At 63.2% G+C, this 21,361-nt stretch carries 24 protein-coding genes; 11 read left to right on the forward strand and 13 right to left on the reverse strand.

What is annotated here, in order from left to right:
- Position 1: 1 nt before the first annotated feature.
- From PAQ31011_RS20645 to PAQ31011_RS20665, 5 genes are all read right to left on the reverse strand, one after another.
- On the reverse strand, positions 2-940 hold the full coding sequence (locus tag PAQ31011_RS20645) for an ABC transporter substrate-binding protein (protein ID WP_246179703.1): 939 nt from the start codon (positions 938-940) through the stop codon (positions 2-4).
- 39 nt (positions 941-979) lie between these two features.
- Positions 980-1,702 (reverse strand): ABC transporter ATP-binding protein, encoded by a 723-nt coding sequence (locus PAQ31011_RS20650; RefSeq protein ID WP_150577595.1) that lies wholly within the window; start codon positions 1,700-1,702, stop codon positions 980-982.
- Positions 1,702-2,838, reverse strand: coding sequence for a porin (locus PAQ31011_RS20655; protein ID WP_150577596.1), 1,137 nt, complete (start codon positions 2,836-2,838; stop codon positions 1,702-1,704). Before PAQ31011_RS20655 ends, PAQ31011_RS20650 begins: the two co-directional genes overlap by 1 nt.
- Positions 2,839-3,072: 234 nt before the next feature.
- Positions 3,073-4,371: an ATP-binding protein gene (locus PAQ31011_RS20660; RefSeq protein ID WP_150577597.1), complete on the reverse strand. Its 1,299-nt coding sequence runs from the start codon at positions 4,369-4,371 to the stop codon at positions 3,073-3,075.
- A 25-nt stretch (positions 4,372-4,396) separates the two neighbouring features.
- Complete coding sequence (locus tag PAQ31011_RS20665) at positions 4,397-5,119, reverse strand: response regulator (RefSeq protein ID WP_425495125.1); 723 nt, start codon at positions 5,117-5,119, stop codon at positions 4,397-4,399.
- Between the two features lie 288 nt (positions 5,120-5,407).
- On the opposite strand from PAQ31011_RS20665, the gene PAQ31011_RS20670 reads away from it, so the two are divergent.
- Together PAQ31011_RS20670 and PAQ31011_RS20675 are read left to right on the forward strand one after the other, a co-directional pair.
- The gene (locus PAQ31011_RS20670; protein WP_174990217.1) at positions 5,408-6,313 is read left to right on the forward strand and encodes a MipA/OmpV family protein; all 906 of its coding nucleotides are present in this window, start codon (positions 5,408-5,410) and stop codon (positions 6,311-6,313) included.
- A 53-nt stretch (positions 6,314-6,366) separates the two neighbouring features.
- Positions 6,367-7,473, forward strand: a complete 1,107-nt coding sequence (locus PAQ31011_RS20675) for an SDR family oxidoreductase (RefSeq protein ID WP_150577600.1) — start codon at positions 6,367-6,369, stop codon at positions 7,471-7,473.
- 88 nt (positions 7,474-7,561) lie between these two features.
- Here the strand turns inward: PAQ31011_RS20675 and PAQ31011_RS20680 are convergent, their stop codons facing one another.
- The 3 genes from PAQ31011_RS20680 to PAQ31011_RS20690 all read right to left on the reverse strand — a co-directional run bounded on the left by PAQ31011_RS20680 (position 7,562) and on the right by PAQ31011_RS20690 (position 10,421).
- The gene (locus PAQ31011_RS20680) at positions 7,562-8,470 is read right to left on the reverse strand and encodes a LysR family transcriptional regulator (protein ID WP_150577601.1); all 909 of its coding nucleotides are present in this window, start codon (positions 8,468-8,470) and stop codon (positions 7,562-7,564) included.
- A 95-nt stretch (positions 8,471-8,565) separates the two neighbouring features.
- A complete protein-coding gene (locus PAQ31011_RS20685) occupies positions 8,566-9,483 on the reverse strand; it encodes a carbohydrate kinase family protein (protein ID WP_150577602.1) in 918 nt (305 codons plus the stop codon).
- A gap of 71 nt (positions 9,484-9,554) precedes the next feature.
- Positions 9,555-10,421 (reverse strand): sulfite exporter TauE/SafE family protein, encoded by an 867-nt coding sequence (locus PAQ31011_RS20690; RefSeq protein WP_246179704.1) that lies wholly within the window; start codon positions 10,419-10,421, stop codon positions 9,555-9,557.
- A gap of 85 nt (positions 10,422-10,506) precedes the next feature.
- Between PAQ31011_RS20690 and PAQ31011_RS20695 the strand changes: the two genes are divergently transcribed.
- Together PAQ31011_RS20695 and PAQ31011_RS20700 are read left to right on the forward strand one after the other, a co-directional pair.
- Complete coding sequence (locus tag PAQ31011_RS20695) at positions 10,507-11,403, forward strand: LysR substrate-binding domain-containing protein (protein WP_150577603.1); 897 nt, start codon at positions 10,507-10,509, stop codon at positions 11,401-11,403.
- 273 nt (positions 11,404-11,676) lie between these two features.
- Positions 11,677-13,089 carry a methyl-accepting chemotaxis protein gene (locus PAQ31011_RS20700; RefSeq protein WP_150577604.1) on the forward strand — a complete coding sequence of 471 codons (1,413 nt, stop codon included), beginning with the start codon at positions 11,677-11,679 and terminating at the stop codon, positions 13,087-13,089.
- A gap of 99 nt (positions 13,090-13,188) precedes the next feature.
- Here PAQ31011_RS20700 and PAQ31011_RS20705 read toward each other — a convergent pair whose 3' ends face one another.
- The 5 genes from PAQ31011_RS20705 to PAQ31011_RS20725 all read right to left on the reverse strand — a co-directional run bounded on the left by PAQ31011_RS20705 (position 13,189) and on the right by PAQ31011_RS20725 (position 16,876).
- Entirely contained in the window at positions 13,189-13,497 is a 309-nt protein-coding gene (locus PAQ31011_RS20705; protein WP_150577605.1) for a hypothetical protein, read from the reverse strand.
- A gap of 506 nt (positions 13,498-14,003) precedes the next feature.
- Complete coding sequence (locus PAQ31011_RS20710; RefSeq protein WP_246179705.1) at positions 14,004-14,570, reverse strand: hypothetical protein; 567 nt, start codon at positions 14,568-14,570, stop codon at positions 14,004-14,006.
- A gap of 180 nt (positions 14,571-14,750) precedes the next feature.
- Positions 14,751-14,888, reverse strand: coding sequence for an entericidin A/B family lipoprotein (locus PAQ31011_RS20715; RefSeq protein WP_039374867.1), 138 nt, complete (start codon positions 14,886-14,888; stop codon positions 14,751-14,753).
- A gap of 110 nt (positions 14,889-14,998) precedes the next feature.
- Positions 14,999-15,205, reverse strand: coding sequence for a CsbD family protein (locus tag PAQ31011_RS20720; protein ID WP_150577607.1), 207 nt, complete (start codon positions 15,203-15,205; stop codon positions 14,999-15,001).
- A gap of 207 nt (positions 15,206-15,412) precedes the next feature.
- Positions 15,413-16,876, reverse strand: coding sequence for a sensor histidine kinase (locus PAQ31011_RS20725; RefSeq protein WP_174990218.1), 1,464 nt, complete (start codon positions 16,874-16,876; stop codon positions 15,413-15,415).
- Positions 16,877-17,172: 296 nt separating this feature from the next.
- Between PAQ31011_RS20725 and PAQ31011_RS20730 the strand changes: the two genes are divergently transcribed.
- The 7 genes from PAQ31011_RS20730 to PAQ31011_RS20760 all read left to right on the forward strand — a co-directional run bounded on the left by PAQ31011_RS20730 (position 17,173) and on the right by PAQ31011_RS20760 (position 21,341).
- The gene (locus PAQ31011_RS20730) at positions 17,173-17,349 is read left to right on the forward strand and encodes a DUF1328 family protein (RefSeq protein ID WP_150577609.1); all 177 of its coding nucleotides are present in this window, start codon (positions 17,173-17,175) and stop codon (positions 17,347-17,349) included.
- Positions 17,350-17,469: 120 nt separating this feature from the next.
- Positions 17,470-17,631: a DUF1328 domain-containing protein gene (locus PAQ31011_RS20735; RefSeq protein WP_039374862.1), complete on the forward strand. Its 162-nt coding sequence runs from the start codon at positions 17,470-17,472 to the stop codon at positions 17,629-17,631.
- A 166-nt stretch (positions 17,632-17,797) separates the two neighbouring features.
- On the forward strand, positions 17,798-18,355 hold the full coding sequence (locus PAQ31011_RS20740; RefSeq protein WP_150577733.1) for a ferritin-like domain-containing protein: 558 nt from the start codon (positions 17,798-17,800) through the stop codon (positions 18,353-18,355).
- Positions 18,356-18,427: 72 nt separating this feature from the next.
- Positions 18,428-19,069 (forward strand): response regulator, encoded by a 642-nt coding sequence (locus tag PAQ31011_RS20745; protein WP_039400349.1) that lies wholly within the window; start codon positions 18,428-18,430, stop codon positions 19,067-19,069.
- Positions 19,070-19,080: 11 nt separating this feature from the next.
- The gene (locus tag PAQ31011_RS20750; RefSeq protein WP_150577610.1) at positions 19,081-19,503 is read left to right on the forward strand and encodes a response regulator; all 423 of its coding nucleotides are present in this window, start codon (positions 19,081-19,083) and stop codon (positions 19,501-19,503) included.
- Positions 19,504-19,663: 160 nt separating this feature from the next.
- Entirely contained in the window at positions 19,664-20,698 is a 1,035-nt protein-coding gene (locus PAQ31011_RS20755; RefSeq protein WP_150577611.1) for a methionine ABC transporter ATP-binding protein, read from the forward strand.
- Positions 20,688-21,341 (forward strand): methionine ABC transporter permease, encoded by a 654-nt coding sequence (locus PAQ31011_RS20760; protein WP_039400341.1) that lies wholly within the window; start codon positions 20,688-20,690, stop codon positions 21,339-21,341. The genes PAQ31011_RS20755 and PAQ31011_RS20760 overlap by 11 nt, the downstream gene beginning before the upstream one ends.
- Positions 21,342-21,361 lie beyond the last annotated feature (20 nt).

The following is a 21,361-nucleotide window of genomic DNA, read 5'->3' on the forward strand; positions in this document are numbered from 1 at the left end:
GTTAGTGCTGGCCGTTGAGTTTGGTGAAACGTGCCAGGACGTCGGCACGCGAGGCGCTCGACGATTGCGCGTCGCCTTGCGGCAGCAGACGCAGATCCTTGAACGACGCGCGCTTGATGGCGATGTCTTCGCGGGCCGGAATCAGCCACGCTTCGGCCACCATCTGCTGGCCTTCTTCCGAGAGCACGTAATCGATGAACTGACGCGCTTCGTTCTGCTGCTTCGACGTGTTCAGAATCATCATCGGACGCGGTGCGATGACCGTACCGCTCGTCGGGAAGATCACCTTCACGGCTTCGCCCTGTGCGGCGGCGGCATAGGCGACATAGTCGACCGCGCCGAACACGGCGGCCTTCGCGCCTTGCAGCACCGGGTTGAGCGCCTGCGCGTTCGGACCGGACACGACCATGCCGTTTTGCTTCAGGTCGTCGAAGAGCTTCCACGCTTCGCCGCCCAGACGCGCTTGCAGACCCAGCAGCAGGTCGGCAGACGCACCCGAGAGGGCCGGGTCCGGCATCGTCACGAGATTGCGGTAGGCGGGCTTGGTCAGATCGCGCCAGTCATGCGGTTCCGGCGTGCCCGACTTGGCGTTCCAGACGATGCCGAGCGCGGAGAGCCCTTGCGCGACGTAGTGCGTCGTCTTGAACGGGGCCGGCACGCGCGAGGCGTTGGCGCTCTGGAACGGGGCGAGCCAGCCGCGCTTTTCGAGATCCTGCGCGGTGTCCCACGAGGCCGAGATGAGCACGTCGGCACGCGGGTTGGCCTGTTCGGCTTCGATGCGTGCCATCACCTTGCCGGTCGTGGCTTGAAATACATCGACTTTGATACCGGTCTTCTTCTCGAAACCTGCAGCGAGCTTCTTGCTGAGGTTGCCGGGGCCGGCGGTATAGACGGTCAGCGCGTGCGCGTGTTGAACGCCAACGCTTGCAGCAAAGGCCATGGTGAGTGTCGCGATAATTTTGCGGTGGAGCATTATGGGCTACCTCGTAATACGTTTGTCAACGCGCCCTTGGGCGAGGATCACGATCTGGTCGGCCAGCGCCTCGGCTTCTTCGCGGTCATGGGTGACATACACGGCAGTGGTGCCAAGGCGCGAGAGCAGCGCGCCGATATCGGCGCACAAACGCGTGCGCAGATCGCGGTCGAGGTTGGAGAGCGGTTCGTCGAACAGGAGCAGACGCGGGGCCGAGACAATGGCGCGCGCGAGCGCAACGCGCTGCTGCTGGCCGCCGGAAAGTGCCTGCGGACGGCGGGCACCCAGACCGGCGAGGCCGACGAGCGTGAGCGCTTCTTCGACGCGCTCGGCACGCTCGGCGCGTTTCACACCGCGCATTTCCAGCGGGAATGCCACATTGGCGGCCACGCTCATATGCGGCCACAGGGCATAGTCCTGAAAGACCATGCCGAGCGAGCGCAGCTCGGGGGCGTGGCAAACGCTGGCGCTGGCGACAACGGTGTCGTCGAAACGGATTTCGCCCCCCGTGGGGGCGAGCAGGCCGGCGAGCAGTTTGAGCAGTGTGCTCTTGCCGCATCCGGACGGGCCGAGCAAAGCGGTCGTGGTGCCGGCCGGGACATCGATGTCGATGCCGTCGAGCACGCGCGCCGCACCGAAAGTCTGGTGCAGCGCGCGCAGCGACACGCACAGGCCCTGCGGCCGGCTCGGTATGCCGCCTTGCGGCGGCAGCAGAGCGTCGCTCGTCATCAGAACGCGTGCTTGATACCGGCCATCGTACCGAACTGGTTCTTGCCGGCGATGACGTTGGTGCCGAAACCGTTCAGACCGAGATCGGAGCCGTTGCGGTTCACGACGTAGCCCATGTTGACGTAGACGTCCGTACGCTTCGAGAAGCTGTAGTCGGCGCTGACCTGGAACGACAGCGGGTCGCGGTTCGTGCCGTAGAAGTCCTGATACATGGCCGTGGCCGACAGGTCGAGTGCCGGCGTGGCGTGCCACGTGGAGCCGATCCAGTAGTAGCTCGACGCCTCCACCGGGCTCTTGTTCAGGGCCGAGAGGTGGATGGCCTTGGCGTTCAGGTAACGGTAGCCGACGTACAGATCGACGCTTTGCAGCGAGTACTGCACGGCCGCAGCGATACGGCGGTCCATGTTGCCTTCATAGCCGCCGACCTTCGACGTCATGGCGGCGTTGGGCAGGGTCGAGCCGCCGTTCTTCTGGTCGTAAGCGATGACGAACGAGAGCGGGCCGTTGGCGTAGCGCACGCCGGCGTCGACGACTTGTGCGCGACGGTTGTCGCCCGGCGTGGTGCTGGCTGCGCCGAAGCTCACGTCGTCGTAGCCCTTCGAGTACTGGACCATCGCTTCGAAGTCGCCGAGCTTGGCGCTGTAGCGAAGGCTGTTGTCGAGACGGTCGGAGAACGCCGTATCTTGCATCTTGATGGCGTACACGGCGTTGTTGAGCGGGTTGAACTTGCTCACCCAGTCGAGGAACACACCGCCCTGGCGGCCGATCGTGACGGTGCCGAACGACTTGTTCGACAGGCCGACGTAGGCCAGACGGCCGAACTCGCGGCCGCCCTGAAGCGATTGACCGTTACCGAGGTTGAAGCCGTTTTCGAGCAGGAACAACGCCTTGTTGCCGCCGCCGAGGTCTTCGGTGCCCTTCAGGCCCCAGCGCGAACCGGCGAGGTTGCCCGAGGTGACACGCGTGAGGTTCACGGCGCTACCGGCGGTGTTCTTATCGGCGTTGGTGAGGAATTCGACGCCCGAGTCGATCAAGCCGTAAAGCTGAACGTTTGACTGGGCCAGAGCGGGCATGGGCAGGCTGCTGGCGAACGCCAGGCAGCACCCTGCCGCCGCGATGCGGAGGTTGGGTTTCATTTCAAGGTCCTCTTTGGGATTAAATTGAGCCGCCAATGTAAGCGGCCAACATGTCGCGAACATGACAATGTGTCGCTGTCCGAAAGAGGGAGGCTTGCTAGATGCTCAACGAAGCAGGATGGGGAGGGGCGGACAGAGGGGAAGTGGGAATCGCGTTATTTATTTGCAAAAACTCAAACGTTTAGAGCAATTTCTGCAAATAAACAACGCAGGTGATACGAAGGTCGTGAGCTTTCAGGCGGGTGGTGCCGGCAACGTGATTGTGAAGCGTGCGCCGCCGAGTGGTGAGGTATCGACGCGCACGCGGCCACCGTGGAGCAGGGCGATGCGACGCACGATGGCCAAACCCAGGCCGAAGCCACCCGTCGCGCGGTTGCGGCTGCTGTCCAGTCGATGGAACGGCTCGAAGATGCGCGCGCGCTCTGCTGCCGGGACACCCTCGCCGTCGTCGTCCACGTAAATCATCACCTCGCCGTTCTCGCACGCCCGTGCGCCGCAGACGATGCGTCGTGACGTATGCCGCATCGCATTGTTGAGCAGGTTCTGTACTGCCCGCGCCATCAGCTTCGGTTCTACTTCCACACGATCCGCGCCCGGCTCGGCCGCGATGTCCAGCGCAATCGAGCGCGTCGCCAGCACCTCCGTGCAATTCGCTGCCAGGCTGTCGAACATCAGGCGTAACGACACCGTCTGACGCATCGGTGGTGCAGTGATCTGGTCGAGTCGCGCGAGCGAAAGCAACTCCGTTACCAGTTCATCCAGCTCGCGTATGTCGCCCTTGAGCGCGTTGATCCGGTCGTCGGCGTCCGGTTCCTGACGCCGTTGCTGCAAGATCTCCAGCCCGAAATCCAGCCGTGCAATCGGCGTGCGCAATTCGTGCGACACGGCATTGATCATGTCCTTCTGCGCTTTGATGGACCGCTCGATACGGTCGGCCATGGTGTTGAACACGCGCACCAGCGCGGTGAGGTTCGAAAAGCGCGACACCTTGGCACGTGAGCTGAAATCGCCTTCGCCGAAGCGAATCGCGGCACGGTTGAGCGATTTCAGATCGGTCCAGTACCAACGCACCCAGGTCAACACGGAGATCAGCATGAGGATGGCCACCACTGCATAGGCAAGGTAATTGATCTGTTTCATGCTCAGATCGGTACCGCTTTCCGACGTCAGAACCCATTGCGAATTGCGCAGGCGCATGGCGTAGTGCTCGCCGTCGGTGCCGTTCACGATCGGCAGCCCCGCCTCGAGATCGTGGCGAAGGTACTCGCGTTCTACCGGGAAGTCCTTGAGCGGTTGGAGCGTCAGGGTGTCCTGCGTTTTCGCGGCAAATTCGCTGACGAACTGCGGCCACTCGGATTCCGGGATATCACCGAGTTTTTCGTTGATCAGCCACGCATAACCGCCCAGTTGCTTTTGCGCGGAGCTGTTCATGGTGTCCAGAAACAGATGGCCGAACGTGTAGGTGATGATCAGAATCGAAGCAACGATAGAAATGCCCACCAGCGCGTACAGCTTCAATAGGACGCGAAACATGCCCTAACTCTCCCTTTATTTCCCTTCAACTTTCCCAGGCCGAGGGGCTGAACAGATAGCCCCGGCCCCAAACGGTTTTGATGCGCTGCGGTTCACCGTCCGTATCTTCAAAGCGTTTGCGCAACCGGTAGATGCCGACATCCACCGTGCGATCGATGCCGTCGAATTCGATGCCGCGCAACTGCTGAAGAATCTCGTCGCGCGTGACGACTCGCCCGGCACCTCGCGCCAATATCAGGAGCAGGCTGAACTCGTTGGACTTCAGCTCGACCGATGCGCCGCGCCAGAACACCATGCGATCGCGCGGCACGATCCGCAACTGGCCGAATGCGAGCCCATCGTCGCTCTCGAGTTCAAGCTCGGTGCTCGGCACCACACGCCGCAACAGCGCCCGAAGTCGCGCCAGCAGCAAACGCGGCTCGACCGGCTTGACGACATAGTCGTCCGCCCCGACTTCCAGCCCCGCTACCTGATCGTAGGTATCTTCGCGCGCGGTGAGAATCAGAATCGGCGTGGCGCTCACGGCGCGTAACTGGCGGCAGATCTCCATGCCGTCCATCCCCGGCAGCATCAGATCGAGGATCACGATGTCCGGCGAAAACGCGCGAAACCGCTCCAGCGCGCGCGAGCCGTCGCCCACGACCATCACTTCGAAGCGGTAAGCGTGCAGATATTCGGTAACGAGTGCGGCAAGGCGTGCATCGTCTTCGACCAGCAAGACTCGATACATGGTCGTTATTCCTGTCAATTTTTCTGTGCCGCCCGGTTTTCCACGTCCGGCGTTAATCGCCAGATGTCCGGCAGCACTCCCGTGAGGCGCATTTTACTGCCCCGCAAGCCCGCCAGGCGGGCGTTTCAAACCTGCGAACAATTGAAAACATTTGTTCACAACTCTCCTAAATCGGATAACAGCCACGCGAAGGCTTCTTGCCTACCATGCGTTCAACTCGCGATCCATCCGCAGGTCGCAATGCCAGGTCTTACCCAAGACCGGATTTCCTCACCACCGAAACTCATCGAATTTTGTAGGAGTGCCATGAAAAGCCGTCTCGCCAGCCCCCTCCGTCGCCTTCGCGCCCATCGAAGCCATCGCGGCAATCGCCATTTGCACCACCTTGCGGTGGCCGGGGCAGCGGGCGTGCTTTTCGCGGGCGTCGCCTCGCCCACGTTCGCTGTCGAACCGGCGCGATACAGCGGCATCCAGCCGGACCCGAGTTTGCCCACGAACGCAGCGGAAAGCGGCTACGAGTTCACCCTCGGCGGCGGCGTCGGTGTCTCGCCGCGCTACATGGGCAGCGACGAGTACCGTGCGACGCCCGCACTGAACCTCGCGCTGCAAACGCCCATTGGCGTGTTCATTGGCCTGAGCGGCATCGGTTATCGCCTGTCGCTGCCGGCAGGCTTCTTTGTGTCTGCCTCACTGTCGTATGACGGTGGTCGTAAGGACGACCCCAAAGGGCTCGACTCCGGCTCGAAGAAGCTGCGTGGCATGGGCAACATCAAGGGGTCGGTTTTCACCACGCTGCAAGCCGGCTACGCGATCGGCGATCTGGCCGTCGTGAGTGTCGCGACCGACATTCCGCTGACCAACCGCGACCGCGGCAACATCTATCGCTTCGCGGTCGATAGCGTGCTCTACAAGTCGGCGGCGGATTCCGTCGGCATTGGCGCGACCGCGCACTTCGCCAGCGGCAAGTACGCGCAAACCTATTTTGGTGTGACAGCCAACCAGAGTCTTAACTCGGGCTTCGGTCAGTACGCCCCCGGCGGCGGCCTCTACGGCGTGAGCCTGACGGCGAACTGGACGCACAAATTTACCAAGCACTGGAGCACGACGGTCGCGGGTGGCGTGATGCGCTACACCGGCAACGCGGCCAAGAGCCCCATCGTCTTCAACAAGACCAACTATCAGGCCGCCGCAACGCTCGATTACACGTTCTGATCACGTTCTGATCGGGCGATCTGCGACGCATATCGTTCTGTGAGGCCATCGCCATGCGAATTCTCGTCACCGGCAGTACCGGTTTTGTGGGCGGCGCAGTCGTCGCCCAACTTCTGAAGGACGGCTTCGGTCCGTCGCTATTGCTGCTCGTGCGCGCGCGTACCAGCAGCGACGGTCTTGCCCGTGTGCGCGCCGCAATGGACCGTTTTCGCGTGGCACCCGTGCATCGGTTGACACTCACCGAAGCGAACATCGTTTGCGGCGATCTGGCGCAACCGGTGACGTTCGACGACGACCCGCGCATGCGCAGCGTCACCCACGTGATTCACGCCGGGGCGATTGCGAGCTTCTCGGCGCATCCGCAACTCGATACCGTCAACGTGACCGGGACGTTGGCACTGGCACGCGCGGTTGCGGCGTCGCCGGTGCTGGAGCGGTTTGTGCACGTCGGCACCGCAATGGCGTGTGGCGATGCCTTGTCCGGTGTGGTGAGGGAATCGCACGAGCTGGCGCTTGCCGATCATCAGGTGGTGGCCTATACGGCGTCGAAGGCGGAGGCCGAACGGCGTTTGCGCAGCGAGTGGCCGGGCCTGCCGTTGGTGATCGCGCGACCGTCCATCGTGGTGGGGCATACGCGCCTCGGGTGCGAGCCGTCGGGCAGCATCTTCTGGATGTTCCGGATGGTGCAGTTGCTGGGCGCGTTCACGTGTGGGCTCGACGACCGTCTCGACGTTGTGCCGGTCGATTACTGCGCGGATGCCCTGATCGATCTCGCTTTTCTGCCCCGACTGCGTCACGACCTGTATCACGTGTCGGCGGGCGAGGGCAGCGCGCGCACGATTCGCGAGATCGAGGCGGCGCTGGCCAGAGCGCGTGGTGTGGCACCCCTTGGCGAGCGCTTCCGTCACATCGGCGAAGCGGAGATCGACCGACTGACACCTGCGCTGGCGCGTCAGTTGGGACACGGCAATAGTCGCCTGATGGCGAAGGCGTTGCGCCGCTATGGCGCGTTCGCAGCGCTGGACTACGTGTTCGACAACCGTCGTCTGCTCGGCGAGGGGACGCCCCCGCCGCCCGCCGTGACCGATTATCTGGATGTTTGCGTGCGGTCTTCGGAAGCGACGTCGGTCGCCGAGCAAATGGCGTGGGATTTTAAATAGGGCCTTAGGAGATCGGCCTGACGCGCCGATCCGGTTCTTCGCGATGCGACGAGTGCCGTGCTGCGTACGATGGGGTCGTTGTCACGTGTCACCGCATCGGGGCCGGATCGGTGGCGTCCCCTGCAAAACACTGGGCGAGAAAGCGCTCGGTGGGACGCGATAACGCGTCCGCATGCGGCACGAGGGCGGTCAGCAGACGCTTGAGGCCATGCGGCGGATCGATGCGCACCGTCGCAAGCGCAGCGTCTTCGTGACGCATCGACATGGCCGACACAAAGCCCACCCCCATGCCCGCACGCACGGCTTCCTTGATACTTTCCACCCCCGCGAGTTCGAGCGCCACGCGCGGCTCCAGCCCCGATACCGAGAAGGCACGCGCCACCAGCGCGCGCACACCCGAGCCGGGTTCGCGCATGATCAGCGGATAGCCGGCGATGCTCTGCAACGACGCGCCTGCCGGGTGCTGTGCGAGCGGGTGGTCGGCGCGCGCAATCGCCACGATCTCGTCGTCGCGCCACGGCCGCACCGCAATCTCCGGCGACAACCCCGGCGGCACCGCACCCTCGATAAAGGCGACGTCGAGCCGGTCGAGCTGCGCTACGATCTCACTGGTGTTGCCGTCGACGATATGCAGCGCCACCGCCGGGTAGCGCTGATGGAATTCCGCGATGACGTATGGCAACAGGTAGCTCGCCGGTGTCGTACTCGCGCCAATGCGCAGCGCGCCCGTCTCCAGACCTCGCAAGCTGTCGCGCAGCGCCATCGCCTGCCGGTAGTCCTGACGCAGCTTGTTCGCGTAGACAGCCACCTGCTCGCCCACGGCGGTCAGGCGGATACCGCGTCCGTCGCGCCGGTACAGCGGCTCGCCGAACGACTCCTGCAACAGCCGCAATTGCCCGGAAACGGCAGGCTGCGACAGGTGCAACGCCTGCGCCGCATGGCTGATGTTGCCCAGTTCGGCCACCGTCGCGAAGGTCAGCAATTGGTCGGGCGTCATAGTGTCGAATGTATCGGCTAGGGTGATGATTGACTCTCATCATAGCCAGTATTCGGATGATTGACTTGATGCGTGGGTCCGAATCGAGCCGGTGGTCAGATCCGGGCTAGTGCTTCAACGTCATCCCAGCCGGGCGCGTGAGCGCCGGTGCGGGTACAGGCCAGCGCAGCGGCGGCCGCAGCGCGGCGCAAATGGACGGCGAGCGGCGCGTCAGGCGTCCGGGACAGGCTCGCCAGCCAGCCGCCGATAGCTGCATCGCCTGCGCCAACGGTGTCGGCCACTTCGACGTCGAACGCCGGTTGAACGATGGCACTACCGTCCGGCAGCAGCAAGCGCATGCCGCGCTCACCGTCCGTCAACAGAATTTGCGCTTGCGGGGCGAGGCGGCGGACGTCGGCGAGGGCGTCGTCGTCGGTATGCGTCGGGTAGAGGCCGCGCAAATCTTCCACCGAGAGCTTGATCCACGTTGAGCGCCTCGCCATGCGACTGAACGTGGCGAAGTACGCCGGTCCCATCAGATTGCGCAGGTTCGGATCGAAGCTGATCGCGACGCCGGCGTCGTGCAACGTCTGCGCGATGGTGAGCAGCGTGCTCGCCAGCGGCTCCCGAACAAGACTGATGCAGCCGAAATGCGCAACGCGCGCGGCGTCCTGCCAGCCGACGGGCAAGGCCGCCGGGTCGAATGCCAGATCGGCTGCGCCGTCGCCGAGAAAGAAATACGCGGGGGGATCGTGTCGGTGGACGACGGCGACGAGCGGTGGCGCATCCACGGCTTGCCAGTAGCGCTCGTCCAGCCCGGCTTCGCGCGAGAGTGCGAGCAGTTCGGTGCCGAACGGGGCGTGTGTGCTGATGGCACCGCCGTAGCCCGTCGCCACGCCCATGGCGGCCGTCACGCGGGCGACGTTCCAGCAGGCGCCGCCCGCACGACTCACCCATTGGCGGCCGTCGCTCTCCGGTTGACGGATCAGGTCCGTGAGGGCTTCGCCAAAGACCAGCAGGGCAGGGAGGGACATGAGCGGACCGCCGCGTAAGAATGGCCGTCAGCATACCCGCATAGCCACATACCCGCTTGTTGGCGCGATGTTTACCGGCTGCGTATCAGCAATGCGATGCCTGCGGCTAGCACCACGAGATTCACCGCGCGCACGAACTGCTGGCGCGAGAGCCGCAGCGTGATGTGTTTGCCGAGCCACATGCCGACGACCATGGCGGGGACAAGCGAGACGGCCGTCACCAGCATCGACACGTTGGCGTAGACGCCCGCCAGCAGGAACAGTACGGCGCGCGAGAGTGTGCTGAAGCCGATGAGTGTCGCCTGCGTTACCCGCATTGCCTCCACGCGCTCCAGGCGACTCGTCAGATAGATGGCGAAGACGAAGCCCCCGCTGCCGAACATCGCCCCGAACATCCCACCCACCGCGCCGAACGGAATCGCCCATGCCTGCGACAGACGCGATTTCGCACGCGGCCCGATCAGCGAAAACACCGCATAAGCGCAGACGAACCACGCGAGCGCCCTGAGCAGCAGTTCCGGTTGCAGCCGCAATAGCAGCGCGCCGCCTGCGAGGCTGCCGATCACGATCGCGGGCAGCAGACGTCGCAACTCACTCATATCGGCGGCGCGGGCATTGCGCAGAACGTTGCCTGACGCCGCGCTGAAGTCGAGCAGTGCGAGCATCGGCACGATCTGAGCGACAGGCATCGCGTAAGCCAGGATAGGACTGGCGACGAGCGCCGTGCCGAAGCCCGCGACGCCGAAAATCACATAGGCGACGACGAGCGCTGCGCTCATCAGCAGCCAGTGGCCAGGTGTCGGAAGGGCCGCAGTGAGTGAGCCGAACGAGTCAAGTGAGTCGAGTGGTGAGTTGGCTAGCGTGGCGAGCATGGTGGCGGCGTCGGGATGCGATGCAAATTCGATGCGGAGCGCGCTGGCGCAGGGGCCTGAGAGCACGCGGGTTTTCCGTCAGCATAGGGCCGTGTGTGGGCGTCGCGCCAATATAGAATGTGGCGATGTTCGATCTCGAAACGGCATAGTCATGGTGTCGCTGCGGCAGTTGCGTTATTTCCTGGAAGTGGTCGACGCGGGCGGGTTCAGCGCGGCGGCCGAGCGCCTGTTCGTGGCGCAGTCGGCGTTGAGCCGCCAGATCTCCGAGCTTGAAAAGGAGTTGCAGGCGGTGTTGCTCGAACGCTCGTCGAAAGGCGTGACGCTCACGCCCGCCGGACGGACGTTCGTCACCGAAGCGCGACGCGTGCTGACCGAACTCGAAGGCTCCGTCGCACTCACCCGCAGTGTGGCGCGCGGCGAGCAAGGCACCGTGCGGCTCGCGCATTCCAGTTCGGTGCCGTTTGCCGGGGGGCTACCGGTGGCGCTGCGCGCGCACCTTCGGGCGAACCCCGGCGTGAGCGTCGACGTCTCGACACTGTCTTCCGAACAACAACAGGACGAAGTCGAAGCCGGGCGCATCGATCTGGGGTTGGTGCGATTGCCCGTGCTGCGCCCTGCGCCGTCGCTCGTTTGCGAGACGATTGCCCGCGAGCGCTTGCTTCTGCTGGTGGCCAGCGATCATGCACTGGCAGACGTGGCGTCAGTGAGCGTGGCGGCGCTGGCGGGCGAGCCGTTCGTGTCGCTGCCGCATCGAGAGCGCGGTGGGCTGAGCTACCGGGTCGCGCAACTGTGTCAGCAACACGGCTTCTTTCCGACGGCGGCGGCGGCCACGTCGCGCAAGGCGACCCTCGTCAATCTGGTCGCCGCAGGCTTTGGCGTGGCGATTGTGCCGCAGAGCCTGGCGGCGCTCGCCGGGCCGGACGTGCGCCGGGTTGCGCTCGACGACGCGAATGCCGACAGCGAAGTCGCGTTGCTGCGCCGCCGCGACGCGGGCGGGCTGGTCGTAGCGCTGGCCGATGCGTTGGCGGGTGCCTTGAGAGCGGCTTGAAGCTGGCTTAGCGTCAGGCAGTAAGTCCCGCGTAAGCCCTGCGTGAGAGGGTGCCCATACAAACGTCGAAAAATAGAGAAAACGGGGACGAATCACGCGAAGAAACCCTCAAGTCCACCGTTTTTTCTCCCGTTATACTTTTCGACACCGGGTAAAAAAAGATACCCATACGTGTGGCGCAGACGTCGATCCGGCGTTTTACGTTTTTCGCAGTTCCGGCGACCGTCTCGCCCTCGTCATAACAAGCAGATCAGAGATGCGAGGAGACTGACGATGGGGCTATTCACACGCTCAAGGGGAGCGGGGCAGACCGTCAACATCATGAACGAGGTGGCGGACAATGCCGGCACCCTCGGTGTGGAGTTGTGCGATATCGCGGGCAACGTCGACGAAATCGCCGTTCGCATCAAGCGTCAGGCTGAAGTGTTTCAGGAGCTTCGCCGCGCCGCGACCGATACCAGCGAAGGGAATCAGCGTATTGCCGGGGCTGCGCGCGAGGCCCGTGACGTGGCCGATCGCGCCAGTGCGGAAATCTCGGCATCGCGCAGCACGGCCGATGCGTCGCTCGCGTCGATTCATGGCCTTGTCGAAGGCGTTTCCGGGATGGCGGACGAAATCTCCGGCTTGCGCGAAGCGCTCGATCACGTCGGCAAGGTCGCCGAAGGCATCTCTGTCATCGCGCGCCAGACCAATCTGCTCGCTCTGAATGCGGCCATCGAAGCCGCACGGGCCGGCGCGGCGGGGCGCAGCTTCGCGGTCGTGGCGACCGAGGTCAAACTGCTCGCGAGCAAGACGGCGGAAGCCACGCAGCAGATCGAACACACGCTGGCGGCGCTCAGCGAGCGCACCGAGCGTCTCATGCGGGAGAGCAACGCTAACGTCGCACGCGCTAACGACGCCCGTGAAGGCACCCGTGCCATCGCGAGCGTGATCGAGACGGCGGGCACTGCGCTCGATACGTTCGACCGTCAGGCCGGACAGATCGCACAGGCCAGCGAAGCCATCGAAAACGAATGCAACACGCTGGCCGCTCACGTCGACGAAATGGCCGACGGCGTGACGCATTCCGCCGATCACGTCGAGAGTGCGCGCGAGCGCATCAACGGACTGCTGTCGGTGTCGGAGCATCTGATCGGGTTGATTGCGGAAGCGGATGTCGAGACGGAAGACACGCCCTTCATTCGGGCGGTGCGTCGTGCGGCCAAGCAGGTCGGGGAGAGCTTCGAGGCGGCGCTCGCGAAGGGCAAGATCAGCGAGCAGGAATTGTTCGACCGTCGCTACGAACCGATTCCGGGCTCGAACCCGCAGCAGCTGATGGCGCGTTTCACGCGCTTCACCGATGAGACGCTGCCTGCGATTCAGGAACCGTTGCTCGGCATGAACGAGCGCATCACGTTCTGTGCGGCGGTCGACGAAAACGGTTATCTGCCGACGCACAACCGCAAGTTCTCACAAGCGCCGACGAACGATCCCGTGTGGAACGCCGCGCACTGTCGCAATCGGCGTCTGTTCAACGACCGCACGGGGGCGGCGGCCGGACGCAACACCAAGCCGCTGCTGCTGCAAACGTATCGCCGCGATATGGGGGGCGGGGAGTTCGTGGTGATGAAGGATGCGTCCGCGCCGATCTATGTGAACGGGCGTCACTGGGGCGGCTTTCGCATCGCGTACCGGGTGGCGCGCTGAGCGTCGCCGAAGACTTTCCGCTGTCATAAACAAAACGCGCCGCCGACCTCGCAGTCGGCGGCGCGTTTTGTTTCAGCGACCGATCGGGGCGGCCGTCGATCAATAGCCGTACCAGCGGCCATGACGCCAGTAACCACGACCGTAGCCGCCGTAACCGTACGGACGACCGTAGTACGCCGGCGGCGGGCCATAGTAGACCGGGGCCGGGGCGACATAGACGGGCGGAGGTGCAACGTAGACCGGCGGAGGCGGCGCAACGTAGACCGGTGCCGGCGCATAAACCGGGGCCGGTGCGATCAGCGGTACGCCAATACCGATACCGACCGAAACGTGTGCCTGCGCCGTCCCGATCGCACCCGCGGCGAGCGCGACCCCGGCGATGGCAAAGGCGGCAAACTTGGTTTTCATGACATTTCTCCTGCGGACTTGGCAGCGTACTGATGACGGCACCCGAACGGCACCATGCCGTTCGACGCGCCTGGTGCCCGCCGGCACCGTGGTTCGTCAGATTCCTTGGCTTTACTTTACTGAAGTTCCGAAACGGGGGCGCAACGCAATTGTTGCAAAGTATGCGAAGCCATCCGGTGTGGGGAACGTTCGGGCGTAGAAAAGCGGCCGCCAAACGTGAAAATCAGGCCTCTATTCTATTCAGAATCAACGCTTTGCGCTCGTTTCGGTTGACATCGCCCCCTGCGGCGGAGGGTGGCCTGCCGCGCGTGGCGCGCGACACTTGTTACATTCATTTACATGGCGCGCGCGGCCTGTGGCGCAAAAACACCGGGCGAATGCCGCTTGCGCAACACTCGCCCGGTGCCGACGTCCGGTGCTCACCCGTGGTGACGGACCGAGACGCCTCCTCCTCCCTGCTAAACCTGCTGTCGTTCTAATCGGTAAGTGCCGGTGCTCACGGCAGCTTATTGGTGATAGCGCGACTTGGCGTCGGCCACACAGCTGTCCTTGCTATTGCCCGCCAGGCTGTCGCAACGCTCCATTGCCGCCTTGTACTCGGCCTTGTTGGCGTCGGCGTTGGCATCCTGACGTGCCGCCATGGTGTCCTTGGACGATTCGCGACTCGTACGCATGACCTTGGCGTCGCCATAGGCCTTGGTCTTGGCGGCGTCGGCATCCTTCACGCAAACGTCCTTCTCGTTGCCCTTCTTGTCGTCGCAACGCAGCTTGGCAACGCTGTAATCGGCGTCGGCCTTGGCGATGGCCGCGTCGTAGCGGGCCTTCGGCGTCTGCTTGTAATCGCCTTCGGCGTTAGCCTTGGCGATCTTCTCCTTGCCCTTCGCGTCTTCCACGCAAATCTTCTTGGCGTTGTCCTTCATGTCCTCGCAACGCGCGGAGGCAGCCTTGTAGTCCGCTTCGGCCGACTTTTGGGCAGCTTCGTAACGGTCCTTGGCCGCGGCATCGGCCGCGCTGGCCGTCGTGGCGCCGAGCATGCCTGCCGCCGCGATGCAGGCGCAGGTCAGGACGTTCATAGCGATTCGATGTGACATCTTGGAGTCCTCCTAGGCTGGGGATTGGGCGAGCATGGGGCGACGCCCGGACGGCATGGGGAATGCATCATGCGCCGTGCGTCGCGTATCGGGGGGATGTCGATGCTGTCGGGTGCTGCGCGCCGGTGTCGTCACACACCGGTCGATGCGGTCGATGCCGCGTTACTTGTTGCGGTCGGCCGCGCCCTGAATGGCTTCGCCGCCCTTTTCAACGTCCTTGCCCGCGCCGTGGATGGTGTTGCAACCGGCCAGGCCCAGTGCGAAGCCCGAAAGCAGTGCGATGGCGATCAATCGTTTCATTTTGATTTCTCCTTGGAGAGATGATGTCGTCCGAAGCGCATAGGACGCGCGAGCGGGGGAAGGGCCACACCCGCCTCCCGGCGGGCATGGCTCACGCGAATGACGCTGGCTTACCAGAGCTTGTGCTGGTTATTCCAGGTGTCGACTTCCTTCTCGGCATCGGCCTTGGCCTTGCCGTAGCGCTCCTGGATCACACCGACGAACTTGTCGCGATTGCCTTCGATCTTCAGCAGATCGTCGTCCGTCAGGTCGGCCCACTTCTTCTTCGCTTCGCCCTTGAGCTGGTTCCACTTGCCCTTGATCAGATCCGAGTTCATAAACAACTCCTCAGTGTTGGGTTAGTTCGGGTGCTTCTGCGGGGAGTCCGCGATTCCGAGACTTGGCGCGCACGGTGCGGCGCACGCCCGGAAACCACAATCCGCGCCCCTCAAGGCGTCGGCAGGTGATTCCATGGTAGGGAGTGCGAAGTGATCGTGCTGTCAGCCGCGGGGGCAACGCGGTGTAGGCGGAGTCGGGTTGCGCTGTCAGTGCATTCCGACCGGCGGGCGGGGCGGCTGCGAGGCGTCCGTCTTGCCGGACGCGTTGGGGCTGTCGGACGATGCCTCGCCCGATTGTGCCGAGACGGTGCTCTCGGTGACTTCGGTCGCGATATCCATCGCATCGGCCGGATTGCACAAGGGGAGTACCACCTGAATCTCAGTGCCCAGACGCTGCGGCAGCGAGTGAATGTCGATGCGTCCGCCCTTGGCCGATACACGCTGACGCATGCCGAAAAGGCCGTGCGTTTTGGGCTTGTTGAACTGATCTTGCGTGAGGCCGATGCCGTTATCGATCACTTCGAGGCGCACGCGCTGGTCGTCGCAAGCGAGGGCGACGCGCACGGTGGTGGCACGCGCGTACTTGCCCGCGTTCGTCAGCGCTTCCTGCGCCACGCGGAACAGCACGATGGCGGTCGACTCGGGCAACGCGAAGTCTTCCTCAGGCAAATCGAGATCGAGTTGCCAGTGTTGCTGATCGGCGGTTTCTTCCGCGAGCGAGCGCAGCGCGGTGACGAGGCCGAAGTTGATCAGCACGGTCGGCCGCAGGTTCTCGATGATGCGGCGCTTGGTCTGAATACCGGAGTCGAGATTGCGTTGCGCGCGCGCGAGTTTCTCGGAAATCACCGGCTCGACGTTGCGTAGCTTGTGGTGCGCCCACGTGACATCCATCTTGCACGCCGTGAGAATCGCGCCGAGTTCGTCGTGCAATTCGCGCGACAGCCGTGTCTTCTCGTCTTCGCTCACGTTCTGCAAGTGGGTGGCCAGTTCGTCGAGTTGTTCGGTGCGCTCACGCACGAGCCTGTCGAGGTGTGCCTGCTGCTCATGCAACTGGTCGCGGGCGAGTTGTTCCTGACGCATCTGCTTGCCGAGCGAGCGGAACAACAGCACGAAGAGCAGAATCGTCAGCACCGACAGTGCGCCGGCGCTGACCGCCGAGATCGCCTGATCGAAGCGGCCGTCGTCCTGCGCGGTGCGGGCGCGGGCCAGTTCCCGGTTATAGAGATCGGTAATGCCGGTCTGCACCGGTTCCATCGTCCCGATGCCGAGATTGGCCGGTGATAAGGCTTCCTCCAGCGTCATCTCGCCTTGCGTCACGGCGGATCGTGCGGTGTCCATCGCCGTAATGCGCTGGGAGAACATCGTCATGACACGGGCGAATTCACGCGTGGCCTGATCGTCGTTCACATCCTTGTAATGCTGGATGATGAGTGCGGAGAGATCGCGGATGCGTCGCACGGCCGACAGATACGGATCCAGATAGACCGGATTGTTCGTGAGCAAATAGCCGCGCTGGCTTGCAACCACCGTCGAGGTCCGCGCAATGATCTCGTTAAGCTCATTGGCGGCGGTCATGTTTTGCAGCGCCGCTTCGTAGGTGGATGCGAGACGACGGTGTGCCGACTCCAGACCGATCAGACTGCCGACCGTGATGACGATCGCAGCGATCATGGCGATGATCCAGCTTCGGCGACGCAACCAGGACGTAAATCGGGGCATTGGGCGGGGTTTGGATGACCGTTGATAGCGGGGAGTGCTTCGATCATACGGCGAAAATCGCACCATCCGCCCAATTGTCAGCAAATTCCTACGCAAAAACCAGCGCCGCGCGGGCAGTCCCGCGAGCGGCGTTTTTCTACTATTCATTCAGCGCCCTCGGGTGGGTGTGCCGCCTGATACGGCAGTGCACCCGCCGCAGGGAGCCAGAAAGTCTCCGGGAAACGACATATGAAACCAAGGAGAACGCCATGCTGAAGTGGGCTTTGTTGTTCGCGCTGGTATCGATCGTGGCAGGCCTGTTGGGCTTTACCGGGATCGCCGCCGGTGCCGCCGGGATTGCGAAGATTCTGTTCGTACTGTTCCTGGTGCTGTTCGTGGTTTTCTTGCTGCTTGGCCTGACCGTCGCCAAGAAAATCGTCGACTAGAAGCGCGCTGCGGCGCGGTCGAGTTTTGCGCCGCAGCATCGCCATGTGGTGCGCGGCAAGCGGTTCGCGCTGCGCGTGCCACATGTGCCGCGCGGGCCATCGACATTCAAGGAGGTTGCGATGCTTCACTATGCCGTTGTTTTCTTCGTGATCGCGTTGATCGCCGCGGTTTTCGGTTTCACGGGAATCGCCGCGGGTGCGGCTGAAATCGCGAAGATTCTGTTCTTCATCTTCCTGGTGATCTTCCTGGTCACGCTGCTCTTCGGGGTGGTCCGACGATAGATACCGTCAGGGAACGCAGGGCGGCCTGAGCCGCCCTTCGCCATATCTGGCGATGACGCAATGTCGTCCACCCAACCCCGGCATACTCGCCAAACCGCTACAGGAGGATTCGCAGATGCATACCGCCAAGCACGCTAAACAGCACGCCAAGCAGGCCAAGCACGCGATGACCGGTAATGGTCATAGCCAGCACGCGGGAGAGGATTTCGAAATCGACGTTCGCGCCTTGCGCGAGCGTGCCCGTGAGCACCTCGACGAAGGTGCCGTCACGGAGGACTATCGGGCCGATCGCGACGCGGTCGTGCACATGCTCAACGATGCGCTCGCCACGGAACTGGTCTGCGTGTTGCGCTACAAACGCCATCATTTCATGGCCACGGGGATTCACTCCGAGCCGGTGGCCGCCGAATTCGCCGAGCACGCCACGCAGGAGCAGGATCACGCGGATCGCATCGCGGCGCGTATCGTGCAACTGGGCGGCGAGCCGGATTTCTCGCCCGACAGCCTTTCCTCGCGCAGCCATGCCGAGTACGTCACATGTAAGACCCTGCGCGACATGATTCGCGAAAACCTCGTCGCCGAGCGTATTGCGATTGAGAGTTACCGCGAGATGATTCATTATTTGGGCGACCGGGATACCACAACCCGTCGCTTGCTCGAAGAAATCCTCGCCGTCGAGGAAGAGCATGCCGACGATATGCGGGATCTACTCGACCGGGAGTGATGGCCATGGCGCGCGCACCGAATTCACTCAAGTGCGGCCAGGAGGCCGACGGGGACAGTCTCTGGAGCTTAGATGTCACTCACAATAAAAATCCTCATTGCCGACGACCACGCCATCGTGCGTACCGGCTTCAAGCAATTCATTGCCGACGAGTCGGACATGGAGGTGCTGGGCGAAGCCGCGAGCGGGGACGAGGTGATTCGTGCCGTGCGCGAAACCGAATTCGATGTCGTGCTGTTGGATATCGCCATGCCTGACAAGAACGGCATCGACACCCTGCGCGTGATCAAGCAATTGCGACCCGAGCAGGGTGTGCTGTTCCTGTCCACGTATCCGGAAGCGCAATACGCGGTCAATCTGCTGCGCGCCGGCGCCGACGGATATCTGATGAAGGATGCGGCGCCCGAAGAAATCATTCGGGCGATCCGCACGGTGGCACGCGGTCATCGCTACGTCAGCGAAGTGACGGCGGACCTGCTGGCGCAGAAGCTCGACAAGCCGGTCGACGAGCCCATGCACGAGCAGCTTTCGGAGCGCGAATTCCAGGTGTTCTGCAAGCTGGCGCAGGGCCGTACGCCGACCGAGATCGCCGACGAGTTGCATCTGTCGGTGAAGACCGTCAGCACGTATCGCGCACGCGTGCTGGAAAAGATGCATTTGAAAACTAATGCCGACCTGACGCTTTATGCGCTCAAGAACGGCCTGATCAGTTGAGAGAGGCTTTCATGTCAACTGGGAACGCAGCAACGCTTACGGGGACGCGTACGCCCCTCAAGGTGCTGCTGATCGAAGATTCGGCGGTGATTCGCGAGAGTCTGTCCGAAGCGCTCGGATCGAGCGGGATGCTGGAAGTGACAGGCGTGGCGGAGACGGCCGACGACGCGGTCCGTACCCTTGAAAACGATTCCTTCGACGCGGTCATCGTCGATATCCAGTTGCGGCGCGGCTCGGGCATGGACGTGCTGTCGTACCTGCACAGCAACGGCATGCTGGAAAAGCTGATGGCGATCGTGCTGACCAACTATGCGCTCGCGACCTACCGCAAGCGCTGCCAGCAACTGGGCGTGCGGCACTTTTTCGACAAGTCGCTGGAGTTCGACGAAGTCATCAGAGTGCTCGACGATTTTGCCAACGAACGGCGGGCCTGAGGCCTGTGCTCACTACCTGCGAAAAATCGTATAAAGAGATCAAATTTTATTATTTTCAACTATTTAGGCGCATGGGCTAGAATATTGCCTTTGCGCTAAATAGAGTCTTGGCGGCGGCACTGTGCGGGAAGTTTCGGCAGTGGGGCTGCTATTTTTTTGCATGATCGAACTCCAGAACATTACCCAGCGCTTCGCTGGACCCAAGGGGCCGATCGACGCGCTTTCCAATATCAGCCTGTCGATCGAGCGCGGCGAAGTTTTCGGCATCATCGGCCGAAGCGGCGCCGGTAAGAGCACGCTTGTGCGTGTCATTAACCTACTCAACCGTCCCAGCGACGGTTCGGTGCGCGTCGACGGTCAAGACCTGACCTCGCTGTCGTCCGACGAGCTGCGCAAGGCGCGCCGTCGCATCGGCATGATCTTCCAGCACTTCAACCTGCTCAGCTCGCGCACCGTCTACCAGAACGTGGCGCTGCCGCTGGAGCTCGCGGGCATGCCGGCCGAAGAGATTCGTGCGAAGGTGTTGCCGCTGCTCGAACTCGTAGGCCTCACCGCACAGAAGGATCGCTATCCGTCGCAGATTTCCGGCGGTCAGAAGCAGCGTGTGGGTATTGCCCGTGCGCTCGCGAGCGAGCCGCAAGTGCTGCTCTCGGACGAAGCCACCTCGGCCCTCGACCCCGAGACGACCCGTTCGATTCTCGAACTGCTCAAGCGCATCAACCGCGAACTCGGCCTGACGGTCGTGCTGATCACGCACCAGATGGAAGTGATCAAGCAGGTTTGCGACCGTGTGGCGGTGCTCGACGCCGGCCGTGTGGTCGAACAGGGTGCCGTGATCGACGTGTTCCTGCGTCCGCGCCACGAAGTCACCCGCGCGCTGATCGGCGACGTGATTGCGCAAGAGCTGCCCGAGGGCGTGCGTCAGCGTGTGGCGTCGCGCATCGGCAACGGCCACGACCATCTGTATCGCCTGGCGTTCTCCGGCGCGGGCGTGGATCAGCCGCTGCTGTCCGAAGCGATTCGCCGCTACGAACTCGATTTCAATATCCTGCATGGCCAGATCGACGAGATCCAGGGGCAGGCGTTCGGATCGCTCGCCGTGATGGCGGGCGGCACCCCGGCCCGCGTGGCCGAAGCCATGGCGTTCCTCGCCAGTCAAGGCGTTGTCGTAGAGGAGCTGAGCCATGTGGAGTGAAATGTTCGATCTGTTCGTCTCGTCGTTCTGGGAGACGTTGATCATGGTCGGTATCTCCGGCCTGATCGGCGCGGTCGTGGGCGTGCCGCTGGGCGTGCTGCTGTATCTGACGGACCGCAACGGCGTGTTGCAGAACCTGCCGACCAACCGGATCGTCGGCATTCTCGTCAACGCCGTGCGCTCGACGCCGTTCATCATCTTGCTCGTGGCGGTGATTCCGTTCACGCGACTGATCGTCGGCTCGTCCATCGGCACGATGGCCGCCGTGGTGCCGCTCACGATTGCTGCCGCACCGTTCGTGGCGCGTCTGGTCGAGACCGCGCTGCGTGAAGTGGACCGTGGTCTGATCGAGGCGGCCCAGTCGATGGGTGCGACGACCGGCCAGATCGTCATGAAGGTGTTGCTGCCCGAGGCGTTGCCCGGCATCGTCGCCGGTCTGACGATCACGTTCGTGAGCCTGGTCGGTTACTCGGCGATGGCCGGCGCGATCGGCGGCGGCGGGTTGGGCGACCTCGGCATCCGATACGGCTATCAGCGCTTCCTGCCGGAAGTCATGATCACCGTGGTGTTGATCCTGATCGTTTTCGTGCAACTGGTGCAGACGTTCGGCGACTGGCTGGTGCGACGTCTGAGCCACAAGTAATTCCCACATAACAACGGTTG

It is taken from the genome of Pandoraea aquatica (genome assembly GCF_902459565.1).
Classification (GTDB): domain Bacteria; phylum Pseudomonadota; class Gammaproteobacteria; order Burkholderiales; family Burkholderiaceae; genus Pandoraea; species Pandoraea aquatica.

Coding starts and splice junctions, on each gene's coding strand:
- PAQ31011_RS20645 (WP_246179703.1), bottom strand. CDS start 940: ATGGCCTTTGCTGCAAGCGTTGGCGTTCAACACGCGCACGCGCTGACC.
- PAQ31011_RS20650 (WP_150577595.1), bottom strand. CDS start 1,702: ATGACGAGCGACGCTCTGCTGCCGCCGCAAGGCGGCATACCGAGCCGG.
- PAQ31011_RS20655 (WP_150577596.1), bottom strand. CDS start 2,838: ATGAAACCCAACCTCCGCATCGCGGCGGCAGGGTGCTGCCTGGCGTTC.
- PAQ31011_RS20660 (WP_150577597.1), bottom strand. CDS start 4,371: ATGTTTCGCGTCCTATTGAAGCTGTACGCGCTGGTGGGCATTTCTATC.
- PAQ31011_RS20670 (WP_174990217.1), top strand. CDS start 5,408: ATGAAAAGCCGTCTCGCCAGCCCCCTCCGTCGCCTTCGCGCCCATCGA.
- PAQ31011_RS20675 (WP_150577600.1), top strand. CDS start 6,367: ATGCGAATTCTCGTCACCGGCAGTACCGGTTTTGTGGGCGGCGCAGTC.
- PAQ31011_RS20680 (WP_150577601.1), bottom strand. CDS start 8,470: ATGACGCCCGACCAATTGCTGACCTTCGCGACGGTGGCCGAACTGGGC.
- PAQ31011_RS20685 (WP_150577602.1), bottom strand. CDS start 9,483: ATGTCCCTCCCTGCCCTGCTGGTCTTTGGCGAAGCCCTCACGGACCTG.
- PAQ31011_RS20695 (WP_150577603.1), top strand. CDS start 10,507: ATGGTGTCGCTGCGGCAGTTGCGTTATTTCCTGGAAGTGGTCGACGCG.
- PAQ31011_RS20700 (WP_150577604.1), top strand. CDS start 11,677: ATGGGGCTATTCACACGCTCAAGGGGAGCGGGGCAGACCGTCAACATC.
- PAQ31011_RS20705 (WP_150577605.1), bottom strand. CDS start 13,497: ATGAAAACCAAGTTTGCCGCCTTTGCCATCGCCGGGGTCGCGCTCGCC.
- PAQ31011_RS20710 (WP_246179705.1), bottom strand. CDS start 14,570: ATGAACGTCCTGACCTGCGCCTGCATCGCGGCGGCAGGCATGCTCGGC.
- PAQ31011_RS20715 (WP_039374867.1), bottom strand. CDS start 14,888: ATGAAACGATTGATCGCCATCGCACTGCTTTCGGGCTTCGCACTGGGC.
- PAQ31011_RS20720 (WP_150577607.1), bottom strand. CDS start 15,205: ATGAACTCGGATCTGATCAAGGGCAAGTGGAACCAGCTCAAGGGCGAA.
- PAQ31011_RS20725 (WP_174990218.1), bottom strand. CDS start 16,876: ATGATCGCTGCGATCGTCATCACGGTCGGCAGTCTGATCGGTCTGGAG.
- PAQ31011_RS20730 (WP_150577609.1), top strand. CDS start 17,173: ATGCTGAAGTGGGCTTTGTTGTTCGCGCTGGTATCGATCGTGGCAGGC.
- PAQ31011_RS20735 (WP_039374862.1), top strand. CDS start 17,470: ATGCTTCACTATGCCGTTGTTTTCTTCGTGATCGCGTTGATCGCCGCG.
- PAQ31011_RS20740 (WP_150577733.1), top strand. CDS start 17,798: ATGACCGGTAATGGTCATAGCCAGCACGCGGGAGAGGATTTCGAAATC.
- PAQ31011_RS20745 (WP_039400349.1), top strand. CDS start 18,428: ATGTCACTCACAATAAAAATCCTCATTGCCGACGACCACGCCATCGTG.
- PAQ31011_RS20750 (WP_150577610.1), top strand. CDS start 19,081: ATGTCAACTGGGAACGCAGCAACGCTTACGGGGACGCGTACGCCCCTC.
- PAQ31011_RS20755 (WP_150577611.1), top strand. CDS start 19,664: ATGATCGAACTCCAGAACATTACCCAGCGCTTCGCTGGACCCAAGGGG.
- PAQ31011_RS20760 (WP_039400341.1), top strand. CDS start 20,688: ATGTGGAGTGAAATGTTCGATCTGTTCGTCTCGTCGTTCTGGGAGACG.